General features: G+C 69.5%; 23 protein-coding genes. 14 read left to right on the top strand and 9 right to left on the bottom strand.

Translation table 11 applies throughout. The annotated features are described in order from the left end of the window. Positions 1 to 6: 6 nt before the first annotated feature. Positions 7 to 813 (bottom strand): alpha/beta hydrolase, encoded by an 807-nt coding sequence (locus IE94_RS0121190; protein WP_030186663.1) that lies wholly within the window; start codon positions 811 to 813, stop codon positions 7 to 9. 291 nt (positions 814 to 1104) lie between these two features. On the opposite strand from IE94_RS0121190, the gene IE94_RS0121185 reads away from it, so the two are divergent. Continuing rightward, positions 1105 to 1530 (top strand): SsgA family sporulation/cell division regulator, encoded by a 426-nt coding sequence (locus IE94_RS0121185; protein ID WP_051777583.1) that lies wholly within the window; start codon positions 1105 to 1107, stop codon positions 1528 to 1530. A gap of 3 nt (positions 1531 to 1533) precedes the next feature. Here IE94_RS0121185 and IE94_RS0121180 read toward each other — a convergent pair whose 3' ends face one another. Continuing rightward, positions 1534 to 2550 (bottom strand): M28 family peptidase, encoded by a 1017-nt coding sequence (locus IE94_RS0121180; protein ID WP_245235293.1) that lies wholly within the window; start codon positions 2548 to 2550, stop codon positions 1534 to 1536. A gap of 195 nt (positions 2551 to 2745) precedes the next feature. Continuing rightward, positions 2746 to 3195, bottom strand: a complete 450-nt coding sequence (locus tag IE94_RS0121175) for an acyl-CoA thioesterase (protein ID WP_051777582.1) — start codon at positions 3193 to 3195, stop codon at positions 2746 to 2748. A gap of 267 nt (positions 3196 to 3462) precedes the next feature. Between IE94_RS0121175 and IE94_RS0121170 the strand changes: the two genes are divergently transcribed. Both IE94_RS0121170 and IE94_RS0121165 read left to right on the top strand, forming a co-directional pair. Next, positions 3463 to 4416, top strand: coding sequence for an RNA polymerase sigma factor (locus IE94_RS0121170; RefSeq protein WP_030186656.1), 954 nt, complete (start codon positions 3463 to 3465; stop codon positions 4414 to 4416). Positions 4417 to 4501: 85 nt separating this feature from the next. Beyond that, the gene (locus IE94_RS0121165; RefSeq protein ID WP_030186654.1) at positions 4502 to 5425 is read left to right on the top strand and encodes an alpha/beta fold hydrolase; all 924 of its coding nucleotides are present in this window, start codon (positions 4502 to 4504) and stop codon (positions 5423 to 5425) included. Between the two features lie 126 nt (positions 5426 to 5551). On the opposite strand, the gene IE94_RS0121160 is transcribed toward IE94_RS0121165, so the two are convergent. The 3 genes from IE94_RS0121160 to IE94_RS0121150 form a co-directional block, all read right to left on the bottom strand. Next, a complete protein-coding gene (locus IE94_RS0121160) occupies positions 5552 to 5935 on the bottom strand; it encodes a DUF6009 family protein (protein ID WP_030186651.1) in 384 nt (127 codons plus the stop codon). Between the two features lie 201 nt (positions 5936 to 6136). Next, positions 6137 to 7759 (bottom strand): phage/plasmid primase, P4 family, encoded by a 1623-nt coding sequence (locus IE94_RS0121155; protein WP_030186649.1) that lies wholly within the window; start codon positions 7757 to 7759, stop codon positions 6137 to 6139. After that, positions 7756 to 8790, bottom strand: a complete 1035-nt coding sequence (locus IE94_RS0121150; RefSeq protein WP_030186647.1) for a bifunctional DNA primase/polymerase — start codon at positions 8788 to 8790, stop codon at positions 7756 to 7758. Before IE94_RS0121150 ends, IE94_RS0121155 begins: the two co-directional genes overlap by 4 nt. Positions 8791 to 9847: 1057 nt before the next feature. Between IE94_RS0121150 and IE94_RS0121145 the strand changes: the two genes are divergently transcribed. The 8 genes from IE94_RS0121145 to IE94_RS0121110 all read left to right on the top strand — a co-directional run bounded on the left by IE94_RS0121145 (position 9848) and on the right by IE94_RS0121110 (position 16462). Then, positions 9848 to 10210, top strand: coding sequence for a DUF1304 domain-containing protein (locus tag IE94_RS0121145; RefSeq protein ID WP_030186645.1), 363 nt, complete (start codon positions 9848 to 9850; stop codon positions 10208 to 10210). A 454-nt stretch (positions 10211 to 10664) separates the two neighbouring features. Next, positions 10665 to 11930, top strand: a complete 1266-nt coding sequence (locus IE94_RS0121140) for a ParA family protein (RefSeq protein ID WP_030186643.1) — start codon at positions 10665 to 10667, stop codon at positions 11928 to 11930. After that, positions 11927 to 13114, top strand: coding sequence for a ParB/RepB/Spo0J family partition protein (locus IE94_RS0121135; RefSeq protein ID WP_030186641.1), 1188 nt, complete (start codon positions 11927 to 11929; stop codon positions 13112 to 13114). Before IE94_RS0121140 ends, IE94_RS0121135 begins: the two co-directional genes overlap by 4 nt. 586 nt (positions 13115 to 13700) lie before the next feature. Then, entirely contained in the window at positions 13701 to 14153 is a 453-nt protein-coding gene (locus tag IE94_RS0121130) for a MarR family transcriptional regulator (RefSeq protein ID WP_030186640.1), read from the top strand. Beyond that, positions 14150 to 14461, top strand: coding sequence for a cyclic nucleotide-binding domain-containing protein (locus IE94_RS0121125; RefSeq protein ID WP_030186638.1), 312 nt, complete (start codon positions 14150 to 14152; stop codon positions 14459 to 14461). The genes IE94_RS0121130 and IE94_RS0121125 overlap by 4 nt, the downstream gene beginning before the upstream one ends. A 467-nt stretch (positions 14462 to 14928) precedes the next feature. Further along, positions 14929 to 15561: a peptide deformylase gene (locus IE94_RS0121120; protein ID WP_030186636.1), complete on the top strand. Its 633-nt coding sequence runs from the start codon at positions 14929 to 14931 to the stop codon at positions 15559 to 15561. Positions 15562 to 15735: 174 nt separating this feature from the next. Next, positions 15736 to 16164: an Ohr family peroxiredoxin gene (locus IE94_RS0121115; RefSeq protein ID WP_030186635.1), complete on the top strand. Its 429-nt coding sequence runs from the start codon at positions 15736 to 15738 to the stop codon at positions 16162 to 16164. Positions 16165 to 16267: 103 nt separating this feature from the next. Next, positions 16268 to 16462 carry a hypothetical protein gene (locus IE94_RS0121110; protein ID WP_030186634.1) on the top strand — a complete coding sequence of 65 codons (195 nt, stop codon included), beginning with the start codon at positions 16268 to 16270 and terminating at the stop codon, positions 16460 to 16462. Positions 16463 to 16520: 58 nt separating this feature from the next. Here IE94_RS0121110 and IE94_RS0121105 read toward each other — a convergent pair whose 3' ends face one another. After that, positions 16521 to 17444, bottom strand: a complete 924-nt coding sequence (locus IE94_RS0121105; protein WP_209441077.1) for an SGNH/GDSL hydrolase family protein — start codon at positions 17442 to 17444, stop codon at positions 16521 to 16523. A gap of 251 nt (positions 17445 to 17695) precedes the next feature. Here IE94_RS0121105 and IE94_RS0121100 point away from each other — a divergent pair, with 251 nt between their 5' ends. From IE94_RS0121100 to IE94_RS0121090, 3 genes are all read left to right on the top strand, one after another. After that, complete coding sequence (locus IE94_RS0121100; protein WP_030186630.1) at positions 17696 to 18142, top strand: VOC family protein; 447 nt, start codon at positions 17696 to 17698, stop codon at positions 18140 to 18142. A gap of 127 nt (positions 18143 to 18269) precedes the next feature. Beyond that, positions 18270 to 19718, top strand: a complete 1449-nt coding sequence (locus IE94_RS0121095) for a dihydrolipoyl dehydrogenase family protein (RefSeq protein ID WP_030186627.1) — start codon at positions 18270 to 18272, stop codon at positions 19716 to 19718. Beyond that, positions 19715 to 20323: a GPP34 family phosphoprotein gene (locus tag IE94_RS0121090; protein WP_030186625.1), complete on the top strand. Its 609-nt coding sequence runs from the start codon at positions 19715 to 19717 to the stop codon at positions 20321 to 20323. Before IE94_RS0121095 ends, IE94_RS0121090 begins: the two co-directional genes overlap by 4 nt. 211 nt (positions 20324 to 20534) lie before the next feature. Here the strand turns inward: IE94_RS0121090 and IE94_RS0121085 are convergent, their stop codons facing one another. Beyond that, positions 20535 to 21065 (bottom strand): hypothetical protein, encoded by a 531-nt coding sequence (locus tag IE94_RS0121085; protein ID WP_030186623.1) that lies wholly within the window; start codon positions 21063 to 21065, stop codon positions 20535 to 20537. A gap of 260 nt (positions 21066 to 21325) precedes the next feature. Beyond that, a complete protein-coding gene (locus tag IE94_RS0121080) occupies positions 21326 to 22096 on the bottom strand; it encodes an MBL fold metallo-hydrolase (protein ID WP_030186622.1) in 771 nt (256 codons plus the stop codon). Between the last annotated feature and the right edge of the window lie 92 nt (positions 22097 to 22188).

The raw sequence follows: 22188 nt of genomic DNA, 5'->3' as shown, positions 1-22188 counted from the left end.
CCCCGCTCAGCCCTCCTCCACCAGCCCGCGCACGCCCCGCTCCTCGAGCCAACCGAGCACGTAGTCGGCGACGAACCGCCATCCGCCGTCGATGACCAGGGAGTGGGCACGGTCCGCGAACTGCTTCAGGTCGGTCACCGCCGTGGAGTCCCCGTACTGCTTGTAGACGCTGCGGCTCACGGAGTCCGGAACCAGCCGGTCCTCCTGCCCCGACACCAGCAGCAGCGGCCCGCGGGTCGCGTTGCCGGTGTCCGCCACGGCGAACGGGCTGCGCGCCGCGTAGGCACAGCCGAGGTCGGTGAGCAGCCGGCTCGGCGCGGGCATCGCGTAGCGCTCGAAGAGCCGGTCGGACTCCTCACGGGTCATGGTGTTGGCGACCACCTGGTGGAAGATCTCCGGCGACAGCGACACCGGCGGGGCCTCGCCGACGGCCCGGCCGTGCTCTCCCAGCGGGACGGCCGCCCGGGGCAGGAGGACCTCGTTGATCGGGGCGGCGGCGATGGCGACCGCGGCCCGGCCGACATCGGCGCCGATGAGGCGCTGGGCGATGAGCCCACCCACGGAATGGCCGATGATCACCGGCGAGATATCGAACGATCGCACGATATCGGCGTAGTGGTCCGTCAGGGCGGCCAGATCGAGACCGGCGATCGGCCCGGGCGACGCGCGCGCGTCCCGCGCCCTGGTCGCCTCCCCGGGCCAACCGGGGGCGAAGGCGAGGAACCCCCGGCTGGCGAAACGCTCCGCCCATGCCTCCCAGGACAGCGCGTGCAGCCACGCACCATGGATGAAGACGACGGGAGTACGGTTCACGGCGGAATCCTCCGAGCAAGACGATCGCCCGGCACCGATACGCTCGGGCGACTGCTCCAGGATCGTCGAGCGGCCCGCCGCAGGCGACAGTCGAATGACTGAATGTCCGCCCACGCGCGGGCGGACGCCCAGAGCGGACCAAGACGGACAACGGTCCACATATCGCCCCACCGTGGTGCCGATCACCGTCATCACCGGCCGAGACGGACGGTCAACTTACCTATGTACGTCTGCGTCGCGGTGACCAGAGTGGAACCTGTCAGCATTCGCCGAGGGAAGGACCGACCCGACATGAGCCGCCTCACGCTGAGCCTGGACGTCGAACGCGTGCTGGACGTCTCCGTCCGGCAGACGGTCAGGGCTGAATTCTGCTTCAGCCCCCGCTCCCCCCTGGTCGTCTCCGTGGACCTGCTGGTGCAGGGCGGCCCGAAGGTCCGGTGGCGGATCGGGCGAGACCTCCTCCAGCAGGGTCTCTACTCGGTCAGCGGCCTCGGCGACATCCGGATGTGGCCCTCGCACCTGGGGGAACGGGACACCGCGTGGCTCCAGCTGTGCTCTGGCGACATGGCCGCGCTCTTCGAGCTGCCCGTGCAGCCGCTCGCCGAGTGGCTGGAGCACACCTACGAGGCGGTGCCCGCCGGCCAGGAGCTCGCCGGGGTCGACTGGGACGTCGCCAGCGTCGGCCTGCTCGCGGCCCGCGAGGCCCAGCACGACTGAGGATCACCCCCCACGTGGGGCGTCGGGCCAGGAACCGGCGGTCACCGCGGTGGCCTCGGTCACGGCGGCCAGTCGCTCGTAGTCCAGGGTTCCCGGCGTGTCCGTCGAGCGGTGGTAGTGCGGGTTACGGAAATTGGCGGTGTCCGTGAGCATGAGCGCGGGCACACCCCGGTTCCAGAACGGCGCGTGGTCGCTGCGGCCCAGGTGGTTCGCGGGCGGCACGGCCAGACCGATGAGCAGGCCGGCCAGGCCGTCGGGCCGCGGATCGCGCAGGGGCAGGCCGGTCAGCGCGGGGAACGCCGCGGCGGCGGCCCGCTTCCACGTCTCGGCCGCGGCGGCGGAGGAACGGCGGTGCACGACCAGGGTGAAGTCGCCCCGGTAGCCGGTGGCAGCGGTGGCGGCGGACGCTTCGGGGAAGAGCCGTCCGAAACCGGCGGGCAGCCGCTGGGCTCCCGGGCTGTCGTCGAAGTAACCCACCGACTCCAGACAGATCATGCCGCGCACCCCGCCGCCCCGGCTCAGCTCACGAGCCGCCTGGCGCGCACCGATCAGCCCGAGCTCCTCCATGTCGAACACGGCGAGGACCACACGGGGCGCGGTGGGTGCCGCGGCCAGCAGGCGTGCCGTCTCCAGCACCACGGCCACCCCCGAGGCGTTGTCGTCGGCACCCGGACTGCCGTCGACGCTGTCGAGGTGGGCGCCGACCACGACGACCGGCCCGTCGTCCGGGCCCGGCAGCCGGGCGAGCAGGTTCGCCCCGGACAGACGCCGGTGCAGGCGCGGTTTGAGGGCGAGCGCCCGGTGACCGTGCCGGTCCGTGGCGCCCAGCTGCCAGCGCGCGTCGAACGGCCGCCGCTCCACCAGCCAGCCCGCCGCCTCCAGTTCGTCCCGCACATAGCTCTCGGCCCGCCCCATCGCCCGGGGCGCTCGGCGCCGGCTGCGGGGCCCGGCGGCGAGGAACTCCACGTGCCGGCGCAGCCGTGCCGCGTCCGCACGCAGAGGCTGCCCGTCCCTGCTCAACGGCTCCTCCATTTTCTGGTGTTACCCGTGTTTCCCGTGAACCCGTCGCGGTCTCCGGCCCGTTGCCCTTAGTGGAGCCCCTGCGGCCAGGTTCTCAATGGCTGGCCGGCCGCAGGACAGGCGGTCGTCCTCGCACTCTTCCCCGATGCGAGGACGACCGCCCCACTCCCCCGCCGATCGTAGGCGGGCGCCGGGTCAGACCCTCGCCGGTTCGAGCCGCTCGCAGTCCTCTGCCCCGGCCCCCGCCAGCGCGTCCCGCAGACCGGGCGGCGGTGCGGTCATCCGCCGGGTCGCGAGGTCGATCCAGGTGCCGAGGGTCCGCACGACGGCGGCTTCCTCCCCGTTTCCCCTCACGAAGGTGTGCTCGAACCGCCAGCGTGCCCCGTCCGTGCTCAGGCCGACGACACGGGAGACGACAGTGACCACCTCGAGGGGACGGACCTCGCGCAGGTAGCGCACCTCCTCCCCCAGCGCCACCGCGCCGATCCCCGCCTTCATCAGGTCCCGTGGTGTCCAGCCGGACGCCACCAGGAACGCGAGGCGGGCCGTGGACGCGTACTCCAGATACCTGGTGTTGCGGAGATGGCCATTGAGGTCCAGATCGTCCCAGCGCACTTCGAAGGACTTCGTCACTTCCTCGGACATGTCGGGGACCCAGCCTCTCGTGCACGGCTCTCGGCCGCCGGTCAGTCTCTCCCTACACGAGTCGGGGCGGGTGAATGGTTCAGTCCAGGACGGCCCAGACGTGTGCGTGTCGTATCACGTATGAGCATTCACACCTTTCCGGCCGTTGCGCGGACTCCGGCGGACGCGGCAGAGTGGATCAACACATGTGAGCCCGGCCCCGTTTCGCGGGTTCGCGGCAGGCTCGTCGCTGCCCGTGGCCGTACCCCGTACGAAGGATGAACGCGCATGGCCAGGCCCGTGAGTGACCCCGGCCCGGCTGAGGACGCCGCGCTGACCTGGGCGGCCCAGGCGGGCGACGTGTCGGCCCTGGCCCTGCTACTGGAACGGCACCGTCCCGGGATGCGGGCCGTGGCGCTCAGCGTGCTGGGGCCGGGCCCGGACGTCGACGACGTCATGCAGGAGGCGGCACTGGTGGCGCTGCGGCGGATCGTGGACGTCCGCGATCCGCAGGCCGTGGGACCGTGGCTGCGCATGGTGGTGCGCAACGGCTGCCGGGCCCTGCTGCGCGCCTCCCACCGCCTGGAGCCCGTCGAGGAGGTACCCCTGCCGCCGTACTCGGTCACCCCCGAGCGGGTGCTGGAGAGTCACGCGCTGCGGGACTGGATCTGGGAAGCGGTCGAGACCCTCTCCCCCGCGCTGCGGCTGCCGGTCGTCCTGCGGTACTTCTCCACCGGCGTCACCTCGTACCAGCAGATCGCCGAGGCCTGCGCGGTCCCCGTCGGCACCGTCCGCAGCCGCCTGAGCCAGGCCCGCACCTCCCTGGCCCGGGCCCTGACCGCCACCGCGGCCACCGCGCACGAGGACACCGGCCTCCGCACGCGGGAGAGCTGGCAGGAGGCCCGCGCGACCCTGGCAGCCGCCGAGCGGGGGGAATTCGGCAAGGTCGTCAGGGACCGCTACTCCCCCACCGTGGCCCTGACGGTCGGCGGGAAGCACCTCGGTGGGCCCGACCTGCTCCTGAACGGCATGGACAGCGATCTCTCGGCGGGCGTCCGGCAGCGCCCGGTGCACGTCGTCGCCGGACGGTCCCTGATGGTGTGGGAGATGGAGCTGATCAACCCGGCGGACGATCCCGCACACTGTCCTCCCGGTGTCGCCTGGATCATGACCCTGGACGCCGGCCGGGTCGACCGCGTCCGCCTCCACCACGCGGCCCGCCCACCCGCGCCTCCCGAGTGACCCACGTCACAGCACTGCGACCGAACTTTCGGCCGCGCCGGACATCGTGTCGGTGTCAGACACCTGCTTGCCTCCGGAGGCACCGATGAACACACGGATCACCGACACCAGCACCGACCCCCTCTCCCCTGGCACCCACAGCTACCGACTGGCCGGGCTGGTACAGCGCTACCACGTCCACGGCACCGGCCCGGTGTGCGTCGTCCACTCCGGCGGCCCCGGCATCATCTGGGAGTACCTGCGGATACCGGCGCTCGAGGAACACCTCACGATGGTCTACGTCGAGCCCGTCGGCACCGCCCCGGACAGCCGCCTGCCCTCGCACCCGCACGGATACACGCGCGAGCGCTACAGCGGCTTCCTGGAGATCCTCATCGAGCGGCTCCGCGTGCCGAAGGTGCACCTGCTCGGGCACTCACACGGCGCGTTCGTCGCCGCCTACCACGCCCTGCACCGCTCCGGTCGGCTCGCGGGCGTGGTGCTGTACGAGGGCGCTCCCGTCACCGGCCCGGAGCACGGCGCGGAGGCGGGCCGCATGGTGCAGGCGTTCGCCGCGAAGCACGCCGGCCACCCGGGGCTGCCAGGCGTGCTCGCCGCGTTCGACGCGATGTCCGCGATGTCGAACGACGAGCAGACCGAGGCGGTCGCCAAGGGAGTGCTTCCCTCCTACTTCGCCGACTTCTGGGGCAACGAGGAACGTCTGGCCCCCATACGGGACGCGGTGCGGGCCGTGTACATCTCGGGCCTGGACGAGGACGGCACCCCCGACATGATCGACGACCGAACCGCACTCAAGGAACTGACCGTACCCACACTGGTGATCGTGGGGCGGCACGACGTGATCTGCGGCCCGCGCTGGGGCCTGGAACTGCATGATCTGATCCCCGACGCGCGCCTGCTGATCCTGGAGAACAGCGGCCACATGGGACACCTGGAGGAAACGCAGCTGTTCGCGGACGGGGTCCGCCGTTTCGTTCTCGACACCGCCCCCGCGGACTCTCCCGCATAGGACCGTCCCTTTCATGGCCGTCTGCCGCCGGATCGAAGGCCGGCGGCGGGCGGCGGGCGGCGGGCGGCCATGAACTCCGCACGAGGGACCACTCGTCGTAGTAACGGGGCCTTGTCGGAGGGCTGTTCAGGGGGCGGCCGCGGCGACGGCCACGGATCCGCTTTGTGACCGGGGCGTCTTCACTCCGGGCTTCTTCGGAGCGATGGTGCGCGGATCGACCGCCTCACCCGGCGCACCCTCCCGGTAGAGACCGTCGGGCAGGCTGTCCCGGTCGTGCGGCAGCAGGAAGAAAACGCGGCGCTTGTAGAGGCCGCTGTCCGGGTCCGGAGACGCGTTCTCGTCCAGCAGGGCGTACCCGACCATGCGGCCGTCCCGCGCGTAGGGCGGCTTCGTGTTGCGTCGCCTGGTCTTGTCCAGCGCCTGACGGACGTAGTCGAGTCCTTCGAGGTTCTCCAGCCACACCACCTCGGCCTCGTGGATGAGGTCGCTCTCGGTCAACAGCGAACTCATGGCTGCAGCCTCTCCTTCGTCGGCGTACTCCCCGCCTCTGGGACATGGCGGGACGTCTGTCCGTGTCGTTCCGGTCCACTCATCGCCGGGTCACGGGCCGGTCTGCGTGGACCGCCACGAGCGGCGCTCCTCCACCATCGTAGAACGCACGCCGACGGCGGAGTAGGCCACGTGATGGACAGAGCGGAGGCAGGACGGCCGTCACGGGCGCTCCAGCAGTGCGATGCCCGGATAGTACTTCCGACCGTTCGACTTGATCATGTCGGTCGGCGAGGCCACTCCGACCTCCTGGCGGACACGGTTGGCGAAGGCCCGGGGAGTCGCCGGCCTGATTCCCTCACCCGCATGGCACCAGGAGCTGTACTCCGAGTACAGCAGCCCCTGTTCCACCTTCAGGTCCTTGCCGCCCTCACCGCCACGCGTGCAGCACTCGGCCAGGAACCGCCCGATGTGGTCCTCCGTCGTCGCGTACGCGGTAGTGGCGATCCTGACCCGGTCCGGGCCCTCCAGCGGGTCCCGGGTGCGCAGATAGCGCCGTGCGCCCTCAATCAGCCAATGGAGGATGCCGGGACCCTCGTCACGGACCAGTTCGAAGGCCAGGTTGTCGATCCGACGGTGGGCAGGGACCGTACGCGTGAAGGGCAGCAGCCGGATGCGCCGCCAGAAGGCGAAGCCGCCCGTGGAGACCTCGGGGCGGTGATTGCCCAGCAGCCACAGGTGATGGGTCGGGGTGAACGAGAAGTAGTCCTGTCTCATCCGCCGGGCCTTGATCTTGTCGCCACCCGTCAGCAGCCGTACCCGCGCCTCGTCGAACTTGTCGTTCGGTTTCAGCTCGCTGCACACGATCAGTCGTCGCCCGTGCAGCTCGGTGAGTTCGGTGGAGTGCTCCGAGAAGGCGCCCCGGTCCATCAGGAAGCCCGGTGGAGCGGCGTCCGCGTAGTCGCCGAGGATCTGGATCATGATGTCGAGCAGGACGGACTTGCCGTTCTTGCCCTCGCCGTGCAGAAACGGCAGTACCTGGGCACCGACGTCGCCCGTGATCGAGTATCCGAGCATCAGGTGCAGGAAGTCGATCATCTCCCGGCCCTCGTCGTCGTCCCCGAATGTGTCGGCGAGGAAGCGGTGCCAGCGAGGGGTCTCCATGTTCTGCGGGGCGACGCTGGTGGCCCGGGAGTGGAAATCGCGGGTGGGGTCGGGCTTGCGCAGGTGTCCGCTGTTGAGGTCCACGACGCCGACCGGCGTGCACAGGGCGTACGGATCGCCGTCCAGCCGATCGGGGTCCACCGAGATGTCCGGCGACGCCTTGGCCTGCGTCAGGAGCGCCTTCAACCCGGTCGTGGACAGAGTGCGGCGCTTGTGCTGCGTCAGCTCGCGGTCGCTGTAGATCCCTCGCGGATCACTGGAGGGCATGTCCTCCGCCATCTCCCCCGCCGCCCACAGCGCGGCCTTCTCCCCTCCCCCGCGCTTCCACCGGTAACCGTCCCAGGAGAACCAGCCGAGCCCCTCCACGTGCCGGAACTGGTCCCGGTGCATCTGCACGAACAAACGTGCGTTGCCCCGGTCCGAGAGGGACGGAGGGAGCAACGTGTGAGGGCCGGAGAAGCCACCGAGTCCGGACACCTGGGGCACTGACGGCATGGACGGCACGGAGACGGACGCGGGGGCGCTCACCGGCCCCTGCGCGGGCAGACGGGGGTACTGCGGGGCGGAGACGGCAAAGGGCACCGCGTCGGGGACCGGGGCCTGGGCGGCCTCCAGGTCGAGCATCTGCTGAGCGGCGGCCTGCGGGTCAAAGCCCGGTGAGCCTTCGGCGCTGCTGCTCATGGACGTCCTTTGGGGTGGAGAGGGCGAACGGACCCTACGGCAAGGGCGTCGTCGACGATCTTTTCATTCCGTGACTGCTGCCAAGGACGGGCGTACTGGGCGACACGTACAAGTCGGTCACGAATGGCGGCGTGCTCAAGGTGTCCCGCTCCGACCAGACCACCGGCGGTGTAGGCGGCCCTGTTGAGTTTCTCGGTGAAACCCGTCCCCTCGGACTCCGAGGCACACTCCGCGACCAGTGCGATCAACGGATCGATGAGCCGGTCGGCGGCGGCAGCCCGCCGCCGACCCGTATCCAGCACGAAGGCGGGCGTGTTGATGTTCTCCCGCACGACACCGGTTTCGGCCCCGATCACATGGTGGGTGCGGCGCAACTCCCGACGGAGCCACTCCGGCAGCACCGCGGGACGCCTGGCCGTGCCCTCGGCACGGTAGACACCCGCGGGGGTTCGCGTCCCTGGAGCCACGATGTACCCGCCCTCGGCGCGGACGTCCACCTGCCAGGCGAGCGCCGTGTGCCGGCCGGACCCCACCGAACACCGGTATGCGATGTCGGGATCGGGGTTCCGATACCAGACGTGCAGCCCCCCGGAAGGGGTACGTACACGCAGAGTGCTCTCGTCCTGGGCCGGGGAGAGCTCCCGTCGGTAGGCGGCGAGCAGGGCCAACGTGTCGAAACCTGAGGCGAGGCCGTCGAGCTGCACCTGCGCGGGGATCTCGATCCCCGGCAGCAACTGGCCCCGGTCGGGCACGGACGCCTGGTGAGCGTCGACGTCGATGACGACGAGCCCCGCGGGACCGCAGGCCACCCCCACACCTGCGGCGGGCGTCTCCGCCCACCAGCGCTCGATGCGCTCCGTATCGCGGGTGGCGGCGTGGAAGCCGTGACAGGGGCGTCCTGCGGGCAGGCAGGGGCAGGACGCCACTTCATGTCTGCGCGCCCTACACACGGAACAGTTTCGGACAGGTGTCTTCCGTCCCGGGGCCAGAGGATGGACCGGCCAGCCCTGGGCAGCACACCACTGCGCCACGGCGCGCGACGAACCTGCGGCGCCGGAGGCCGGACCCGCGGGGCTCTCACGTTCGCGCGGCACGGAAATCGTCCTTGTCACTTCAGCCTGCCCGATCACTTCACACACCTGACGTGGGAGGGAGTCCCTGTCAGGGACCGAAGGGACCCTGATGCGAGAAGAGTGTAAGGCTCACCTTCGGAAAAATGGGTCTGCCCGGACCCGCGTGCCGTTTCTATCAGCTCACTGGGTCCCTTGGGTCCCTCGCCCGCGCCGTCTCCTCCCACCCTAGGGGCTGGAGGGACCGAAAGGTCTGAGGGGGGATCCGGCCAGGAGCCAGGGGCTGGGAGAGCTGGCCCTCCAGGGACCAAGGGGCTCAGGGACCCAACCCACAGGGGCTGGATTTTCGCCCGTCCCTGCCCTTCTCAGAGAGATCATTGCAGGTCAGAGACTTGCAGTCATTTTAGGCAGGGACTGGAGGGACTTAACTCCGCCATTATGAGCTGTACTTGTATATGTGGTTCGTATGCGCGCGCGTGTACGAATACATGTCTTGTCTACGTCATAATTGCAGCTTTCGGTCCCTACAGTCCCTTCCTTGAGCACCAAAAACCCTCTGACCTGCGAAAACACCAGGGTCTGAAGGCCAGGGACCAAAGAACCGCAGTCCCTCCGGTCCCCACGTCCAGCCCCTGGGAGGCCTTCAGTCCCTCGGGACGGCTCATCCCTCGTTACGCCCGGCCCCCTCCCCCGCTCACCTATTACGGCGTAATAGCTGAAACCCCGCAGCAGACCCCTCTCCGGCGTCAACGGGTCCTGGTGGGCCCTGCGCCCCGTACGGGGCCGTGCGCGTTCGCGCACGATTCCCGGGGCCTTCACCCAACGGATGGGGGGTGCCGAGTTCGGGCGGAAGTGGTTCGTCATCCACGGGCGTTGGTCGCGCGTGATCGGCGGCTGGCGGCACTCACCCCGCCTGCGGCGCTGGAGTTGGCCGTACACCTATTACGCCGTAATAGGTCCACCGCCCGTCTCCCCCGTTGGGCACGACGGGCGAAGGCGGTGTGTGATCCTGTCGCGCATGTCAATCATCGCAACTGTCGTGGTGCTACTGATCGCTGCCCTGCACGTCTACATCCTGGTCCTGGAGATGTTCCTGTGGACCGGTCCGAAGGCCAGGGCCTCCTTCGGGACCAGCGCCGAGTTCGCCTCCGCGACGAAGGCGCTCGCTGCCAACCAAGGGCTGTACAACGGCTTCCTCGCCGCCGGTCTGGTCTGGGGTGCAGTGGCCTCTGATCCGGTGGGCTTCCAGGTGAAGGTGTTCTTTCTGGTGTGCGTCGCCGTGGCCGGTGCGTACGGCGCCGCCACGGCCAGCCGCAAGATCGTCTTCGTCCAGACAGTCCCCGCCCTCGTAGGGCTGGCGCTGGTACTGGCAAGCCGATAGGGAGGCCCAACGGGATGCTGGCGAGGGTGAGGTACCGGCCAGCAGCGTCGTGAAACGGCTGCACGGTCTGCTGACCCAGATCCCCAGCTGCTGGAGCGGGCGCTGGGCCGCGGTTGCAGCAGCTGACATCTGACCGTCCTCACGCTATGGGAACGTTCCGGCTCCCCGGCCCAGAGCCGCAAGGCTGGCCGACGCCGACTGGTCCCCCTGCTGCGGGAGCGGTCGGAACCTATTACGCCGTAATAGGTTCCGACCGGAAGCTACTTGTGCTGCCCGGCCGGGGATCGCCCCTCCGGTGCCCTGGGCAAGGGCTCCCCAGCAGCGGGACGGGGTGCCGTGAACCTGGCCGACCTATTACGCCGTAATAGGTCCTGAGCGAGCACTTCCTCAGGAAAAACGAGCTAACTAACGTGTCGACGTATCAAGTGCCCTAGTGCGTTAGTAAGGTAGCGCCATGAGTATGCCAGCCACCTCCAACGACCGGGCCAAGGTCGTGTCCAAGCTGCCGGGATGGCTCCGGCAGAACCTCAAAGTCAGAACAGCCCAACTCGGCATCGAGATTCAGACCGCCGTTGAGCAGGGCATCACCGCCTGGCTGGACCTGGCGTCCACCACGACGTCCGTCGACACCGCCGGAGCCGAGTCCTTCTCCACCTTCCTGCCGCAAGGGCAGTGGGAGGAGTTCCGGAGGATCGCGGAGGATCGGCGGGTTTCCCTGACCCAGGGACTGGCCCAGTCCGTTCAGCTGTGGCTGGACACCCATCCCGCCCCCGATGTCCAGCGCCCTGAGATCACCCGCCGCGTGGTCGTCTGCAACCAGAAGGGCGGGGTGGGCAAGACCGCCATCACCGCGGGCGTCGGGGAGGCACTGGCCGAGGACTCCAACCGTCTGTTCCCGGTGCGCGTCGCCAAGGCCTTGGCCACTGCGCTCCGCGCAAGCGAGTCCCCCGACAACGTCCCTGGCGCCGCTTATGACCCCCTCGACGTCGAGAAGCTGCCCGGCCACGGCCTCCGAGTCCTCCTGGTGGACTTCGACCCGCAGAGCCACCTCACCAACCAACTCGGCGCCGCCCCGCTGGCGATGAACGGCGACAGCCTCACCAATCACATGGCAGGCGACCCGAAGGGCGACCTTCGCGACCTGATCGTCCCCGTCGACGAAGAGAACTTCGGAGGGCGGCTCCACCTGCTGCCCTCCTGTCACGACGCCTTCCTCCTGGACGTCCGACTGTCCGCGGTACGCGCCCGCGAAGCGGCTCTCGAGCGAGCCCTTCTTCCCCTCGAAGCCGATTACGACGTCATCATCGTCGACTGCCCGCCCAGCCTCGGCCTCAGCATGGACGCCGCCGCGTACTACGGACGCCGCCGCGAGGGCGAGGGGCCCGGCCAGTCGGGAGCACTCATCGTGGTCCAGGCCGAGGACAGTTCCGCCGACGCCTACGACCTGCTGACGAACCAGATGGAGGACCTGCGCAGCGACCTGGCCCTCGACATCGACTACCTGGGCATCGTCGTCAACCTCTATGACAGTCGCCGTGGCTACATCGCCACATCGTCGCTTCAGGGATGGGTCGACATAAAGGATCCCAAGGTCGTGGGCCTCATTAGCGATCTCAAGGAACAGAAGGAAGCCGTCCGCATGAAACAGCCGTTGCTCAGCTACGCGCCCTCCTCGCAGCAGGCCGTCGCGATGCGCGCGCTGGCCCGGGAGATCTCATGAGCAAGGCCGACCAGTTGGGGAGTGGACGCTTCGGGGGAGGTGCCCGTCCCGTCAGTGCGCGACGCGCCGCCATCGGAGCAGCCACCGGCGTCCCGACCGAAGGTGTGGCGCCCCCGAGCCGCCTCCCGGTCATCCGGATCAGTCCCAACCCCGACAACCCGCGCACCAGTCTGGGCGACCTCACCGAACTTGTCGGCAGCCTCAAGGAACACGGCCAGAAGCAGGCCATCACCGTCATGAACCGTGATGCCTACATCAAGGCCAACCCCTCACGCACCGGCGATCTCGAGCCCGACACCACCCACGTCGTCGTGGACGGCAGCAGTCGCCTGGCCGCCGCCCGGGAAGCGGGCCTCACTCATCTCAACGTCATGGTCGACGACGAGCAGGGGAGTGACAGTGAGGCCATTCTCGAATCCGCGCTTGTCGCGAACATCCACCGCAACGACCTCGACCCCCTCGACGAGGCCCGTGCACTGCAACGCCTTCTCACTCTTTACGGCTCGCAGGTCAAGCTGGCCAAGCGTCTGAGCAAGTCGCAGGGCTGGGTCTCGCAGCGGCTCGCGCTGCTCAACCTGACTCCCGAACTCCAGGACGCGGTGGGCGACGAACCCGTTGAGCTGCTGCGGTCGGTTGCCAAGGCCCCGCACGAGCGTCAGCAGGCCGTCCTGGAAGAGCTCAAAGCCGAGCGGGCCCGCAAGGATGCCGAGCGCCGACCGCTTCAGACCCGCCAGCCAGCCATGAAGGGTGAGGATTCCCAGAGCTCCGCTCTGGACGAGGAACCGGGAAAGGACGAGACCGACAACGAAGCGGTGCGGTCGACGCCGAAGGAGCCTTCGACGTCTCAGGCGTCGCAGCCGTCTCAGGCGTCCTCGGTGTCCCCGGTGCCCTCGACTCCAGGCCCGAGTCGGAGTGTGCCGCCGACCCGTTCGGCGCTCGTGGAGCAGGCAGCGCCACCCTCGCCGTCCTCTCCGGCCGCTCTCGCCGCCCCAGCCGAGCCCGTCGAGGAGCCGAGCGAGCGCCTGGCCGACATCCCCACGGGCCGTCGCCTTCCTTACGAAGACGGCACCTTCATCGCCATGCACCTCATCCGCAAGATGAGCGAGACCGAGTTCGACAAAATGCTCGACATCCTCAACAAGCACTACCACCAGCGCACCGAAAGGCGTACCACCGCTCACTGATGACGACGCGTCTGTGGCCGGCACGAGACCTCCTCGTGCCGGCCACAGACGCGTCGGGCGGAAAAGCGAATGGCGTGGCCGGTCCGGGTGGATGGCTGAGCGAGGCACACGCGCGCCACGGTGCCCAGGTACCGGTACGTCGTGGCTGACTTTCGGTGGTGCGGGTCAGAGAGGGCGGCGGGGGAGAGGGGGCATCGAACGGTGGGGGAGTGGGCCGGTGGGAGAGCCGGAGTACGGCCTGTTGGACAAGATAAGAGAGCGACATCGCCAAACCGGCTCTGACCTGCGGAAACAGCTACTTCGACCCAGTTCCTGGGAACTGCCAGGCAGTTCCTGGAGACTGCCACCACGTCCACAGGATCGTGGTACCACGATCCTGGAACAGCGGTAGATTGACGTCACGTACATGTCTCCGGCCCCTGAAGAGCCCGCTCGACGGCGACGGACAGCTGTCCCCAGAGGCATGGGACACGGCCTGTGGGCGTAGTTGATTGCCTTGCTGCTCATGTACGTTAGGTTCATGAGGGGCGGCTCCAGGAGCGCCCCAAGGGAACACTGCGGCCATGACCCATGCACGGAGGTCCTGTTGGGAGTAGTACGCAGACTGGTCGACGCCGATACCGGTGAGCCCGTTCCCTACGTGCCGTACGCCTTCTCCGGTCGGCACACCCAGGTGGACAAGGCCAGGGTCGAGGCCATCACGGAGTCCAAGTCGTTCACGCCCAGCCAGAAGTTCCTCGTCCTGTGGTGGATCGGTGTTTCACCGGAAGGAATGGAGCCGCTGCGGGCCACGGGGGCCGACATCGGTCAGCGAGTAGGCATGTCGACCGACGCGGTGGGGAAGATCAACAGAAAGCTGACCAAGCACCGCATCCTGGTGGTCCGTGGCCGTATCGGAAACTACAACCTGTACCGGATCAGCCCGTACATCGCTTTTCACGGAACGGGCTTGGAACAGCGTGAAGCGGTGAAAGCATGTAATCCGCCGGACATCCCGGGCTTCGACGAGAACACCCCAGCGCGGTGGGAGGCAAAGTGACCAGTGACATCAAGCAGCAGAACCTCAAGTTGCTGGAGGCCACGGCCGGGATGACCGCCAACCAGCGGCTCGTCGTCATGCTCTACGCGCTGCACCCGACGGATCGCTCAGGTGCGGTGCTGGAGACGGCGGCTCAGCTGGCCCAGCTGGTGGGCATGGCCCCTCCGGTCTTCTCGCGCACGCGCAAGCAGGTGATCGAGCTGGGATGGCTGGAGGAGACCGAGAAGATCGGACATATCAAGTACTACCGGCTGACCCCCGGCCGACTGGGGGAGCGGGTCGTCGTCCCACTGCGGCGGGCGACCTGAGACTGACCTGGCGCCTCAAGGGACCGACCCCCGCAAGGGACCCCTCCTCAAGGGAGGGTCTCTCAGGCTTACCAGATGTACGTCACGTCAATGAGAGGCGTTCCGTGGGACGCCACGACTGACGCCCGGGCAATGGCACAGATCGCCCGGGCGAGGTCATTGTGCCGACATCGGCACCATATTCGAACTGTTCGATTCTTCGCTCAGAACGATTTTCCCGAGCGCCGACTACTCAGGGCCGAGTCGATTTCCGCCCTCTGGCGCTCTCTCCGCTTCCGCTGAGGAGCGTCCGGCGCCGTCGATGCGCGCTTCCCGTACCGCTCCATATGCGTGCTAGAGCATACGTGCTCGGTACGATCATGTCGAGATATGTGTCTATGGCAACATTGCTCGGGTATCTTCGTCATGTTTCTGCGCCGCCTTTCCGGTAGCGAGAAACATTGCAACTCGACGACGAAAGGCCAGACATGGCAAGCAGTCGACTCGCTGACCAAGTCGCTGAGCTCCTCGACAAGCCGGGGCCGTTGAGCGTGATGCAGGCCGGTGATCCCGTGCTCCGGCAGCAGGCGGTCGCGTACGACGGGCAGTTGGACGACGACCTGCTCGGCCGGCTGATCGTCCGGATGCGCGAGACGATGGAGAGCATCAACAGCGCGGTCGGGCTGGCGGCGCCTCAGATCGGGCTTTCGCTCGGGCTCGCCGTGCTGGCCACTCCCGAGGCGCTCGCGGATAGGCTGATCAAGCGCGGTCAGCAGCCCGTACCGTTCACGGTCCTGATCAATCCGTCGTACCAGGCCGTGGGCCGACGGCGGGTGGGGGGATACGAGGGGTGCCTGAGCGTGCCGGGCTGGCAGGCCGTGGTGGCGCGTCCGGGCCGGATCAAGGTGACCCGCCAGGACGAGGCCGGGCAGCAGCTGGTGGAGGAGTACGAGGGGATCGGGGCGCGGATCGTGCAGCACGAGACCGACCACCTGGAGGGAAGGCTCTACCTCGACGGCGCCGAACTGCGTTCCTTCTCCACCACTGAGCAGGTGGTGGAGCGTTGGGGCGCTACCGGGCCCGGGGCCGCCGCCGAACAGCTCGGTTTCGCACTGCCGTAGGGAGCCGGGTGTGTCGGGCCGAGGATCCGGCGCACATCCAACACATAACCGCCTTGACGGGTGACGCAGATGGCTGCCATGATTACGTCACCACCTCAACCGGTGATGGCGCGGAAGTGCCGGTCGGGAGGTGTCGTCAAACCTTTCGTGAACCGGAATCAGGGAGCACCAGTCATGGCAGTCACCTACACCGCCGTTGTCGACGTCGACGGAGAGGGCCGCAACGGCGGTCGCGTGACCTCCGCCGACGGTCTGCTGACGACCAGCCTCGCGATCCCCAAGGAGCTGGGCGGCGCGGGCAACGCGACCAACCCCGAGCAGCTCCTCGCGGCCGGGTGGGCGGCTTGCTTCCTCGGCGCCCTGCGCCGCGCCGCAGCCGAGCGCAAGGTCCGGCTGACCAGCACCAACATCACGGCGGAGATCACCCTCACCCACGGTGACGACGGGGAGTTCTCCCTCTCCGCGGTCCTCAGCCCCGTCCTCGGCGGCGTCGACCAGGCCACCGCCCAGCAGCTCGCCGAGGCCGCGCACCAGATCTGCCCGTACTCCAAGGCCACGCGCGGCAACGTGCCCGTCAGCATCAACGCCGCCGCCGCTGCCTGATCCCCCCCCTGAACGCGGGTCCCGCACCACTCCACGCCCCCGGGTGCGGGACCCGCTTCCTTCTCCGGTCGGCCCACACCGCCACGGAGAGCAAGGACAGCGCATGGCCCTCAGGAGACACCCACGTCGTGCCGGAGGCCGAGTCACCGCCGGCGCGGCCGAGCGGTCCGCCGGGAAAGCTCCGCAGACCATCGCGGCCGCCGAGGAGCCGGACCGGCCCACCGCCGTCCAGGTGTGGCACTGGACGGAGAGCGTGGTGCTCGGGGGATACGGCCCGTCCGTGTCGAGCTTCCTCTGACGGACGGGCCGCATCGGACCATGCGGACCTGATCATCCGCGGGCACCACGCCTAAGCGTCAGTGGCGGCCGTGTCGTGCGAGGGCCGCCTTGACCGCACCCGCCATCGCGCTCTCGCCCGTGGCGTTGGGGTGCACCGGAGCCGCCGGTGTCTCCGGCGCGAAGGTCTCGATCCAGCGCTCGCCGGTCGGCTTGCACAGGTCGTGGCCGACGGTCGGCGTGTACGTGTTCACGTACTGCGCTCCGCCGTGCCGCGCCTGACGGGCCAGCATCGAGTTCAGCTCCTTCTCCTTGTCGCGCAGCCAGGCGAAGTCGCCCATGGCCAGCGGCACGGTCTTGCTGGTGCAGCCGACGCCGTCGTCCGGGAAGAGGTCGGGGTAGCCGACCACCACGACCCGGGCGTGCGGTGCACGCCGGTGGATGCTCCGCAGCACCTTGGCGACCTTCGGACCGGTGTCCGCGACGGCCTGCGTGATCTGGTCGTCGCCGGAGCCCGCGAAGTGGGTCCGGCACGGGCTGCCGGTCGGATCGGCCGAGGTGAGCTGGGCGCAGGTGCCCAGCACGGTGGAGAAGCCGATGTCATTGCCGCCGATGGTGATCGTGACCAGGTCGGTGCCCCGGTTCAGGGCGTCGAGCTGGGCCGGTACACCTTCGGTCTGCGAGGCCGTCATGTCGGCGGTGGTGGCCCCGGAGCAGGTGACGTCCGTCAGCGACGCGGACCGCGAACGCGCCACGAGCGAGGCGTAGTTGCTGTCGGAGCGCAGACAGGTCGCGTCCACCTGGGTGGGAACGAGCGGGGCGGAGGCGTACGAGTCGCCGAGGGCGACGTAGTCCACCGTGTGCCGGCTGGCCGGCACCGTGCTCGCCGCCGCCGATCCGGCCGGGGCGAGGGCCGCTCCGGCGGAGAGCAGCGCGGCACCCACCGTGAGCGCGCGTCCGGCGCGGGAGGCGGGGAGGAATCTTCTCAAGATCTGTCCTTCCATGATCGGGATCACGACGCCCTCCGCGGCGAGCGCGAAGGCCCGTCTACGGAGGGCACCACTCTTCACACGTATCCAAGGTCGGGCACGTACCGACGACCCGGGTAACGAATCGGTCACTCCGTCCGAGGCACCTGCTGAAGGTGCTGAGGCGGCTGACAAATCCCGACAACACCGTCAGGTGACTGATGCGGCACATGCCGACGGCGCCGGACAGTAGCACCACCATTCGAATCGAAAGCGGGAACATTTCTGTGGACATGAAGCTCGAAGTCGTCGTTCTGCCGGTCTCCGACGTGGACCGCGCCAAGGCCTTCTACGCCGAGCGGCTCGGCTGGCGTCTCGATGCCGATTTCCCGATCAACGAGGGCTACCGGATCGTGCAGGTCACCCCGCCCGGCTCCGAGTGCTCGGTCATCTTCGGGCGCGGCCTGACGGCCCAGGAGCCGGGCACGCTCCACGGCCTCCAGCTGACGGTCACCGACATCGTCGAGGCCCAGAAGGAACTGGAGTCGTACGGCGTGGAGCTCTCCGGACCGTTCCGCGACGAGACGGGCGCCTTCCACCACGCCGGTGACGCCCACCGCGTCCCCGGGCTCCACCCGGAGCGGGCCAGCTACGGGACCTTCGCCTCCTTCGCCGACCCCGACGGCAACGAGTGGTTCCTCCAGGAGGTCACCGAGCGCGCGCCCGGCCGCTGAGACCCGGTCCCGGCGCGGTTGACCTTCCCCCACCGCGCCGGGACCGCCCATCCCGGCGGGCTCTTCGTCCCGCCAGTCCCGTGACCCACCCCCCACCTCACCCCATCCCATCTCCAGGAGGCCACGCATGGCGACCGAGGACATCCGTACGTACGACGTCATCGTGATCGGTGCGGGACCGGTCGGCGAGAACGTCGCCGACCGCACCGCCGCGGCGGGCCTGAGCACCCTCGTCGTGGAGAGCGAGCTGGTCGGCGGCGAATGCTCGTACTGGGCGTGCGAGCCCAGTAAGGCGCTGCTGCGTCCGGTCGTGCTGCGTGCCGACGCCGCGCACATCCCCGGGATCGACCCCGCCGTCCGCAACCCGCTCGACACCGAGGCCGTCCTCGCCCACCGCGACCGCATGTCCGCCGACTGGAACGACGACGGCCAGGTCGAATGGCTGAAGTCCGCCGGCATCGAACTGCTGCGTGGACACGGGCGCCTGGCGGGGGAGCGCGAGGTGTCCGTCGAGACCCCGGACGGCGAGACCGTACTGCTGCGTGCCCGGCACGCCGTCGCCGTGTGCACCGGCAGCAGCGCCGCGCTGCCCCCGCTGCCCGGCATCGAGGAGGTGAGGCCCTGGACCAGCCGGGAGGCGACCGCTGCCCGTACGGTCCCGCGCCGCCTCGCGATCGTCGGTGCGGGAGTGGTCGGCGTCGAGATGGCCACCGCCTGGCAGGGGCTGGGCAGCCGGGTGACCATGCTCGTCCGGGAAGACGGGCTGCTGCCCCGTATGGAGCCCTTCGCGGGCGAACTGGTCACCGAACGGCTGCGGGAGGCGGGAGCGGACGTCCGGTTCGGTGTCTCGGTCACCGCCGTGAGGCGGGAGCGGGACGGAGCGGCCGACGAAGTACGGATCACCCTGGCCGACGGAGATGAGGTCGTCGTCGACGAGGTCCTCTTCGCCACCGGCCGCGCGCCGCGCTCCGCGGACGTGGGGCTCGAAGCCGTGGGCCTGGAGCCGGGGGAGTGGCTCGCCACCGACGACAGCCTGACCGTCACCGACGTGCCCGGGAACTGGCTGTACGCCGTCGGTGACGTCAACCGGCGGGCGCTCTTCACCCACCAGGGCAAGTACCAGGCACGGATCGCCGGTGCCGTGATCGTCGCGCGGTCGCGCGGGGAGCGACCGGCGACCGGGCGCTGGGCACCGCACAGCGCCACGGCCGACGGCGAGGCCGTCCCGGGCGTCGTCTTCACCGACCCCGAGATCGCCACGGTGGGCCTGACGGCCGCCGAGGCCGAACGCGAGGGCCGCGACGTCGAGGTCGTCGACTACGAGCTCGGTCACCTGGCGGGCTCCCTGCAGTACCGCCCGGACTACCGGGGGAGGGCCCGCATCCTCGTCGACCGCAAGCGTGAGGTCGTCGTCGGCGCCACGTTCGCCGGGCCGGGCGTCGGCGAACTGCTGTACTCGGCCACCGTGGCGATAGCCGGGGAGGTTCCCGTGGAGCGCCTCTGGCACGCCGTACCGGCCTTCCCCACGATCAGCGAGGTGTGGCTGCGCCTGCTGGAGACCAGGAGGGACGCATGAGCACCGCGCGCGAACTCACACTCATCACCCTGGCATTGCCGCCCGGCCGGGCCGTGGAACAGGGCGATCTCTCCCTCGCGCTCGCGGGTGCCGAAGCGGCCGACCTGCTCGCGGACGGGCGGCTGTCCCTCGACGGCGACCGCATGGTCCCGGGCGAGGGGGCGGCCTCGGACGCACCGCTGCTGGAGGAGGCGTTCGCCGCGCTCGTCCGGCTCCAGCCCCGTGAAACCGTCGAGCAATGGCTGTGGCGCCGCGGCGAGGGACTCGCCGAGGCCTACGCGGCGGACCTGCACCGAGCCGGTCTCCTCGTCCGCCCGCACGGCCGCGGACTGCGGCTGCGGTCGGCGCCCGTCGAGCCGGCCGACTCGCCGCAGTACCGGCACGCGCGGGAGCGCCTGGCCTCCGGTGATCCGGTACTCGCCGGTCTGATGGTCCTCCTCACGGCCGGTGAGGCCACCCCGGAGACCGACGGCGCGTTGCTGGCCCCGGACGACGCGGTGAACACGGTGCTGGCCGCCGTCGGGGACGCGGTGACGGACCTCGAGGCCGCCCGGCTGCGCCGGGACGTCGAGGAAGCCGCGTTCGACAACATCTGGCGGGCCTGACCACCCGTCCCGCGTCCACCCGCTCCACGCACCCGCTCCACGCACCCGACCCGTCCCACGACCACCGGTCGTGGGACGGGTCGGGTGCGTGGAGCCGGAAAAAGCGGCTTCCGGGAACGACGAGCGGCGGCCCGCCCGGCGGCGGACCGCGTCGCCCCGTGGCACATACCGCGGCGGGCTCGTCCCGCCGCGGGCGGGACGAGCCGACGGATCAGGCGCCCGCCTCCGACTGGCTGAGGGTGTACATCACGGACCGCTGCTGCTTGTGGCGCTGGATCCGTCCCTTGGCCACCAGGGACTCCAACGTGTTCCGCACCACCTGCGGCGTCGGGTTGCGGTCCGGGTGCTTCTCCAGAAGCTCGTCGCGGAGTTCCTTCGCCAGGCGCGGCCCGTCGTGTCCGCCGAGCAGTTCCAGCAGCAGGTCCCCGAGCAGGGGTCGGCGCGGCTTCCCCTTCGCGCCACCCTTCGCCCGGTCACCGGCCGCAGAGGTTCCTGCCGTACCCGTCCGCTTCGCCCTCGCAACGACCGGCTCGTCCTGCAACTGCTCGGGCAGCCGGGACGGGTCCGCAAACCCTTCGTAGCGCTGGGCGAGGCCCAAGATGTCCGTCAGCAGGGCCTCCTCCTGCTGCAACATAGTCATCTGGTCCGTCAGTTCCCGCTGGCGGCGGCGGTTCTCCTCCAGGTCCGACGCGGCTTGGTCCACCAAGCGCGACCGGAGGGGGGCGGTTGACTGGCTGGTCACAACCGTTTCACTCCCTCGATATGGATAGTGCTGCGCATAGTACCCACGGGTCGGGGCCTGTGCAGATAAGTGTCGACGCCTGACGGTACGCCGGGCATGTTCACCTTTCACGATAAGCGCAGATGTGACGGTGTATGCGGGGAAGTGACAGTTTTGGCGCCGTTCACGTCCGCAGGGGTCACCCCGCACTCAGGTTCCTTTTAACCAGAATGCCCGGCAAGTGTGCCGCCGAACCCTGGGCGACGGCCGTACTCCGAAGATCAGGTGTGGCTGAGAACGTGCTCCCGGGCGGTTCGGGCGGCCTTTTCGGCCGGGCCGTGGTGCACCGGTCCGTGACCGGGGAGCAGGACATCGGCGTCCAGGCACTCGATCACCGACAGGGAGTCGAGGGCCCCGGGGCGGTCGCCGTGGAACATGTCGGGCAGCAGCTGCGGTCCCTGGATCCGCGACGTGGGGTGCGCGGTCACCAGGGCGTCGCCCGTGACCAGGATCCCCTGGTCAGGCAGCAGATAGGCGCAGTGGCCGCGGGTGTGCCCGGGGGTGTGCACGGGAACGGGACGGCCGGGCAGGTCGAGCGCGCCCGGGGAGGGGAAGGCCCCCGGGTGCGTGACCGGAACGTGGGAGGTTCCGCCGGCGCGCAGCGCGTGCACGGCCCACGGGACCACACCGGGCCGCCATGCCTGCGCCAGGATCTGCCCCACGGACACCTGGTCGAGGAAGTCGCGGCGGGCGTGCGGCACCTCTTCCTGGTGCATCAGGACCGGGACGTCGTACTCGGAACGCAGGTGCTCGGCCGCGCCGATGTGATCGTTGTGCGCGTGTGTGACCAGGACGGCCGCCACCGACCGCGGCTCCATCCCCACAGCCTCCAGCGAGGCCAGGACCGCGTCGCGGTCGCCGGGATAGCCGGTGTCGATGAGGGTGCAGACGTCGCCCTCTTTGACAATCACCCAGTTGGTGTTGCTGCCGGTCACCGAGTAGACGTCGTCGCTGACGCGGACGACGGCGTCCCCACTCAGAGCGTTGGGCATGGTGGTGCGGCTCCTCCCGTCGCGGCCGGGACCGGGCGGGCACGACCCCGCCGGCGGACTCCCGGAACACATACCCATACTGCCACGTGTGT

This window comes from Streptomyces violaceorubidus (assembly GCF_000717995.1).
GTDB classification, from domain to species: Bacteria; Actinomycetota; Actinomycetes; order Streptomycetales; family Streptomycetaceae; genus Streptomyces; species Streptomyces violaceorubidus.
Note: the sequence above shows the minus strand (reverse complement) of the source record. Positions and strands in the feature narration are given on the sequence as shown.

Excerpts from the sequence above, each read along its gene's own strand:
- IE94_RS0121145 (WP_030186645.1), top strand. The coding sequence starts at position 9,848 with ATGTCAATCATCGCAACTGTCGTGGTGCTACTGATCGCTGCCCTGCAC.
- IE94_RS0121120 (WP_030186636.1), top strand. The coding sequence starts at position 14,929 with ATGGCAAGCAGTCGACTCGCTGACCAAGTCGCTGAGCTCCTCGACAAG.
- IE94_RS0121155 (WP_030186649.1), bottom strand. The coding sequence starts at position 7,759 with ATGAGCAGCAGCGCCGAAGGCTCACCGGGCTTTGACCCGCAGGCCGCC.
- IE94_RS0121090 (WP_030186625.1), top strand. The coding sequence starts at position 19,715 with ATGAGCACCGCGCGCGAACTCACACTCATCACCCTGGCATTGCCGCCC.
- IE94_RS0121095 (WP_030186627.1), top strand. The coding sequence starts at position 18,270 with ATGGCGACCGAGGACATCCGTACGTACGACGTCATCGTGATCGGTGCG.
- IE94_RS0121105 (WP_209441077.1), bottom strand. The coding sequence starts at position 17,444 with ATGGAAGGACAGATCTTGAGAAGATTCCTCCCCGCCTCCCGCGCCGGA.
- IE94_RS0121165 (WP_030186654.1), top strand. The coding sequence starts at position 4,502 with ATGAACACACGGATCACCGACACCAGCACCGACCCCCTCTCCCCTGGC.
- IE94_RS0121170 (WP_030186656.1), top strand. The coding sequence starts at position 3,463 with ATGGCCAGGCCCGTGAGTGACCCCGGCCCGGCTGAGGACGCCGCGCTG.
- IE94_RS0121160 (WP_030186651.1), bottom strand. The coding sequence starts at position 5,935 with ATGAGTTCGCTGTTGACCGAGAGCGACCTCATCCACGAGGCCGAGGTG.
- IE94_RS0121140 (WP_030186643.1), top strand. The coding sequence starts at position 10,665 with ATGAGTATGCCAGCCACCTCCAACGACCGGGCCAAGGTCGTGTCCAAG.
- IE94_RS0121080 (WP_030186622.1), bottom strand. The coding sequence starts at position 22,096 with ATGCCCAACGCTCTGAGTGGGGACGCCGTCGTCCGCGTCAGCGACGAC.
- IE94_RS0121185 (WP_051777583.1), top strand. The coding sequence starts at position 1,105 with ATGAGCCGCCTCACGCTGAGCCTGGACGTCGAACGCGTGCTGGACGTC.
- IE94_RS0121175 (WP_051777582.1), bottom strand. The coding sequence starts at position 3,195 with ATGTCCGAGGAAGTGACGAAGTCCTTCGAAGTGCGCTGGGACGATCTG.
- IE94_RS0121110 (WP_030186634.1), top strand. The coding sequence starts at position 16,268 with ATGGCCCTCAGGAGACACCCACGTCGTGCCGGAGGCCGAGTCACCGCC.
- IE94_RS0121135 (WP_030186641.1), top strand. The coding sequence starts at position 11,927 with ATGAGCAAGGCCGACCAGTTGGGGAGTGGACGCTTCGGGGGAGGTGCC.
- IE94_RS0121115 (WP_030186635.1), top strand. The coding sequence starts at position 15,736 with ATGGCAGTCACCTACACCGCCGTTGTCGACGTCGACGGAGAGGGCCGC.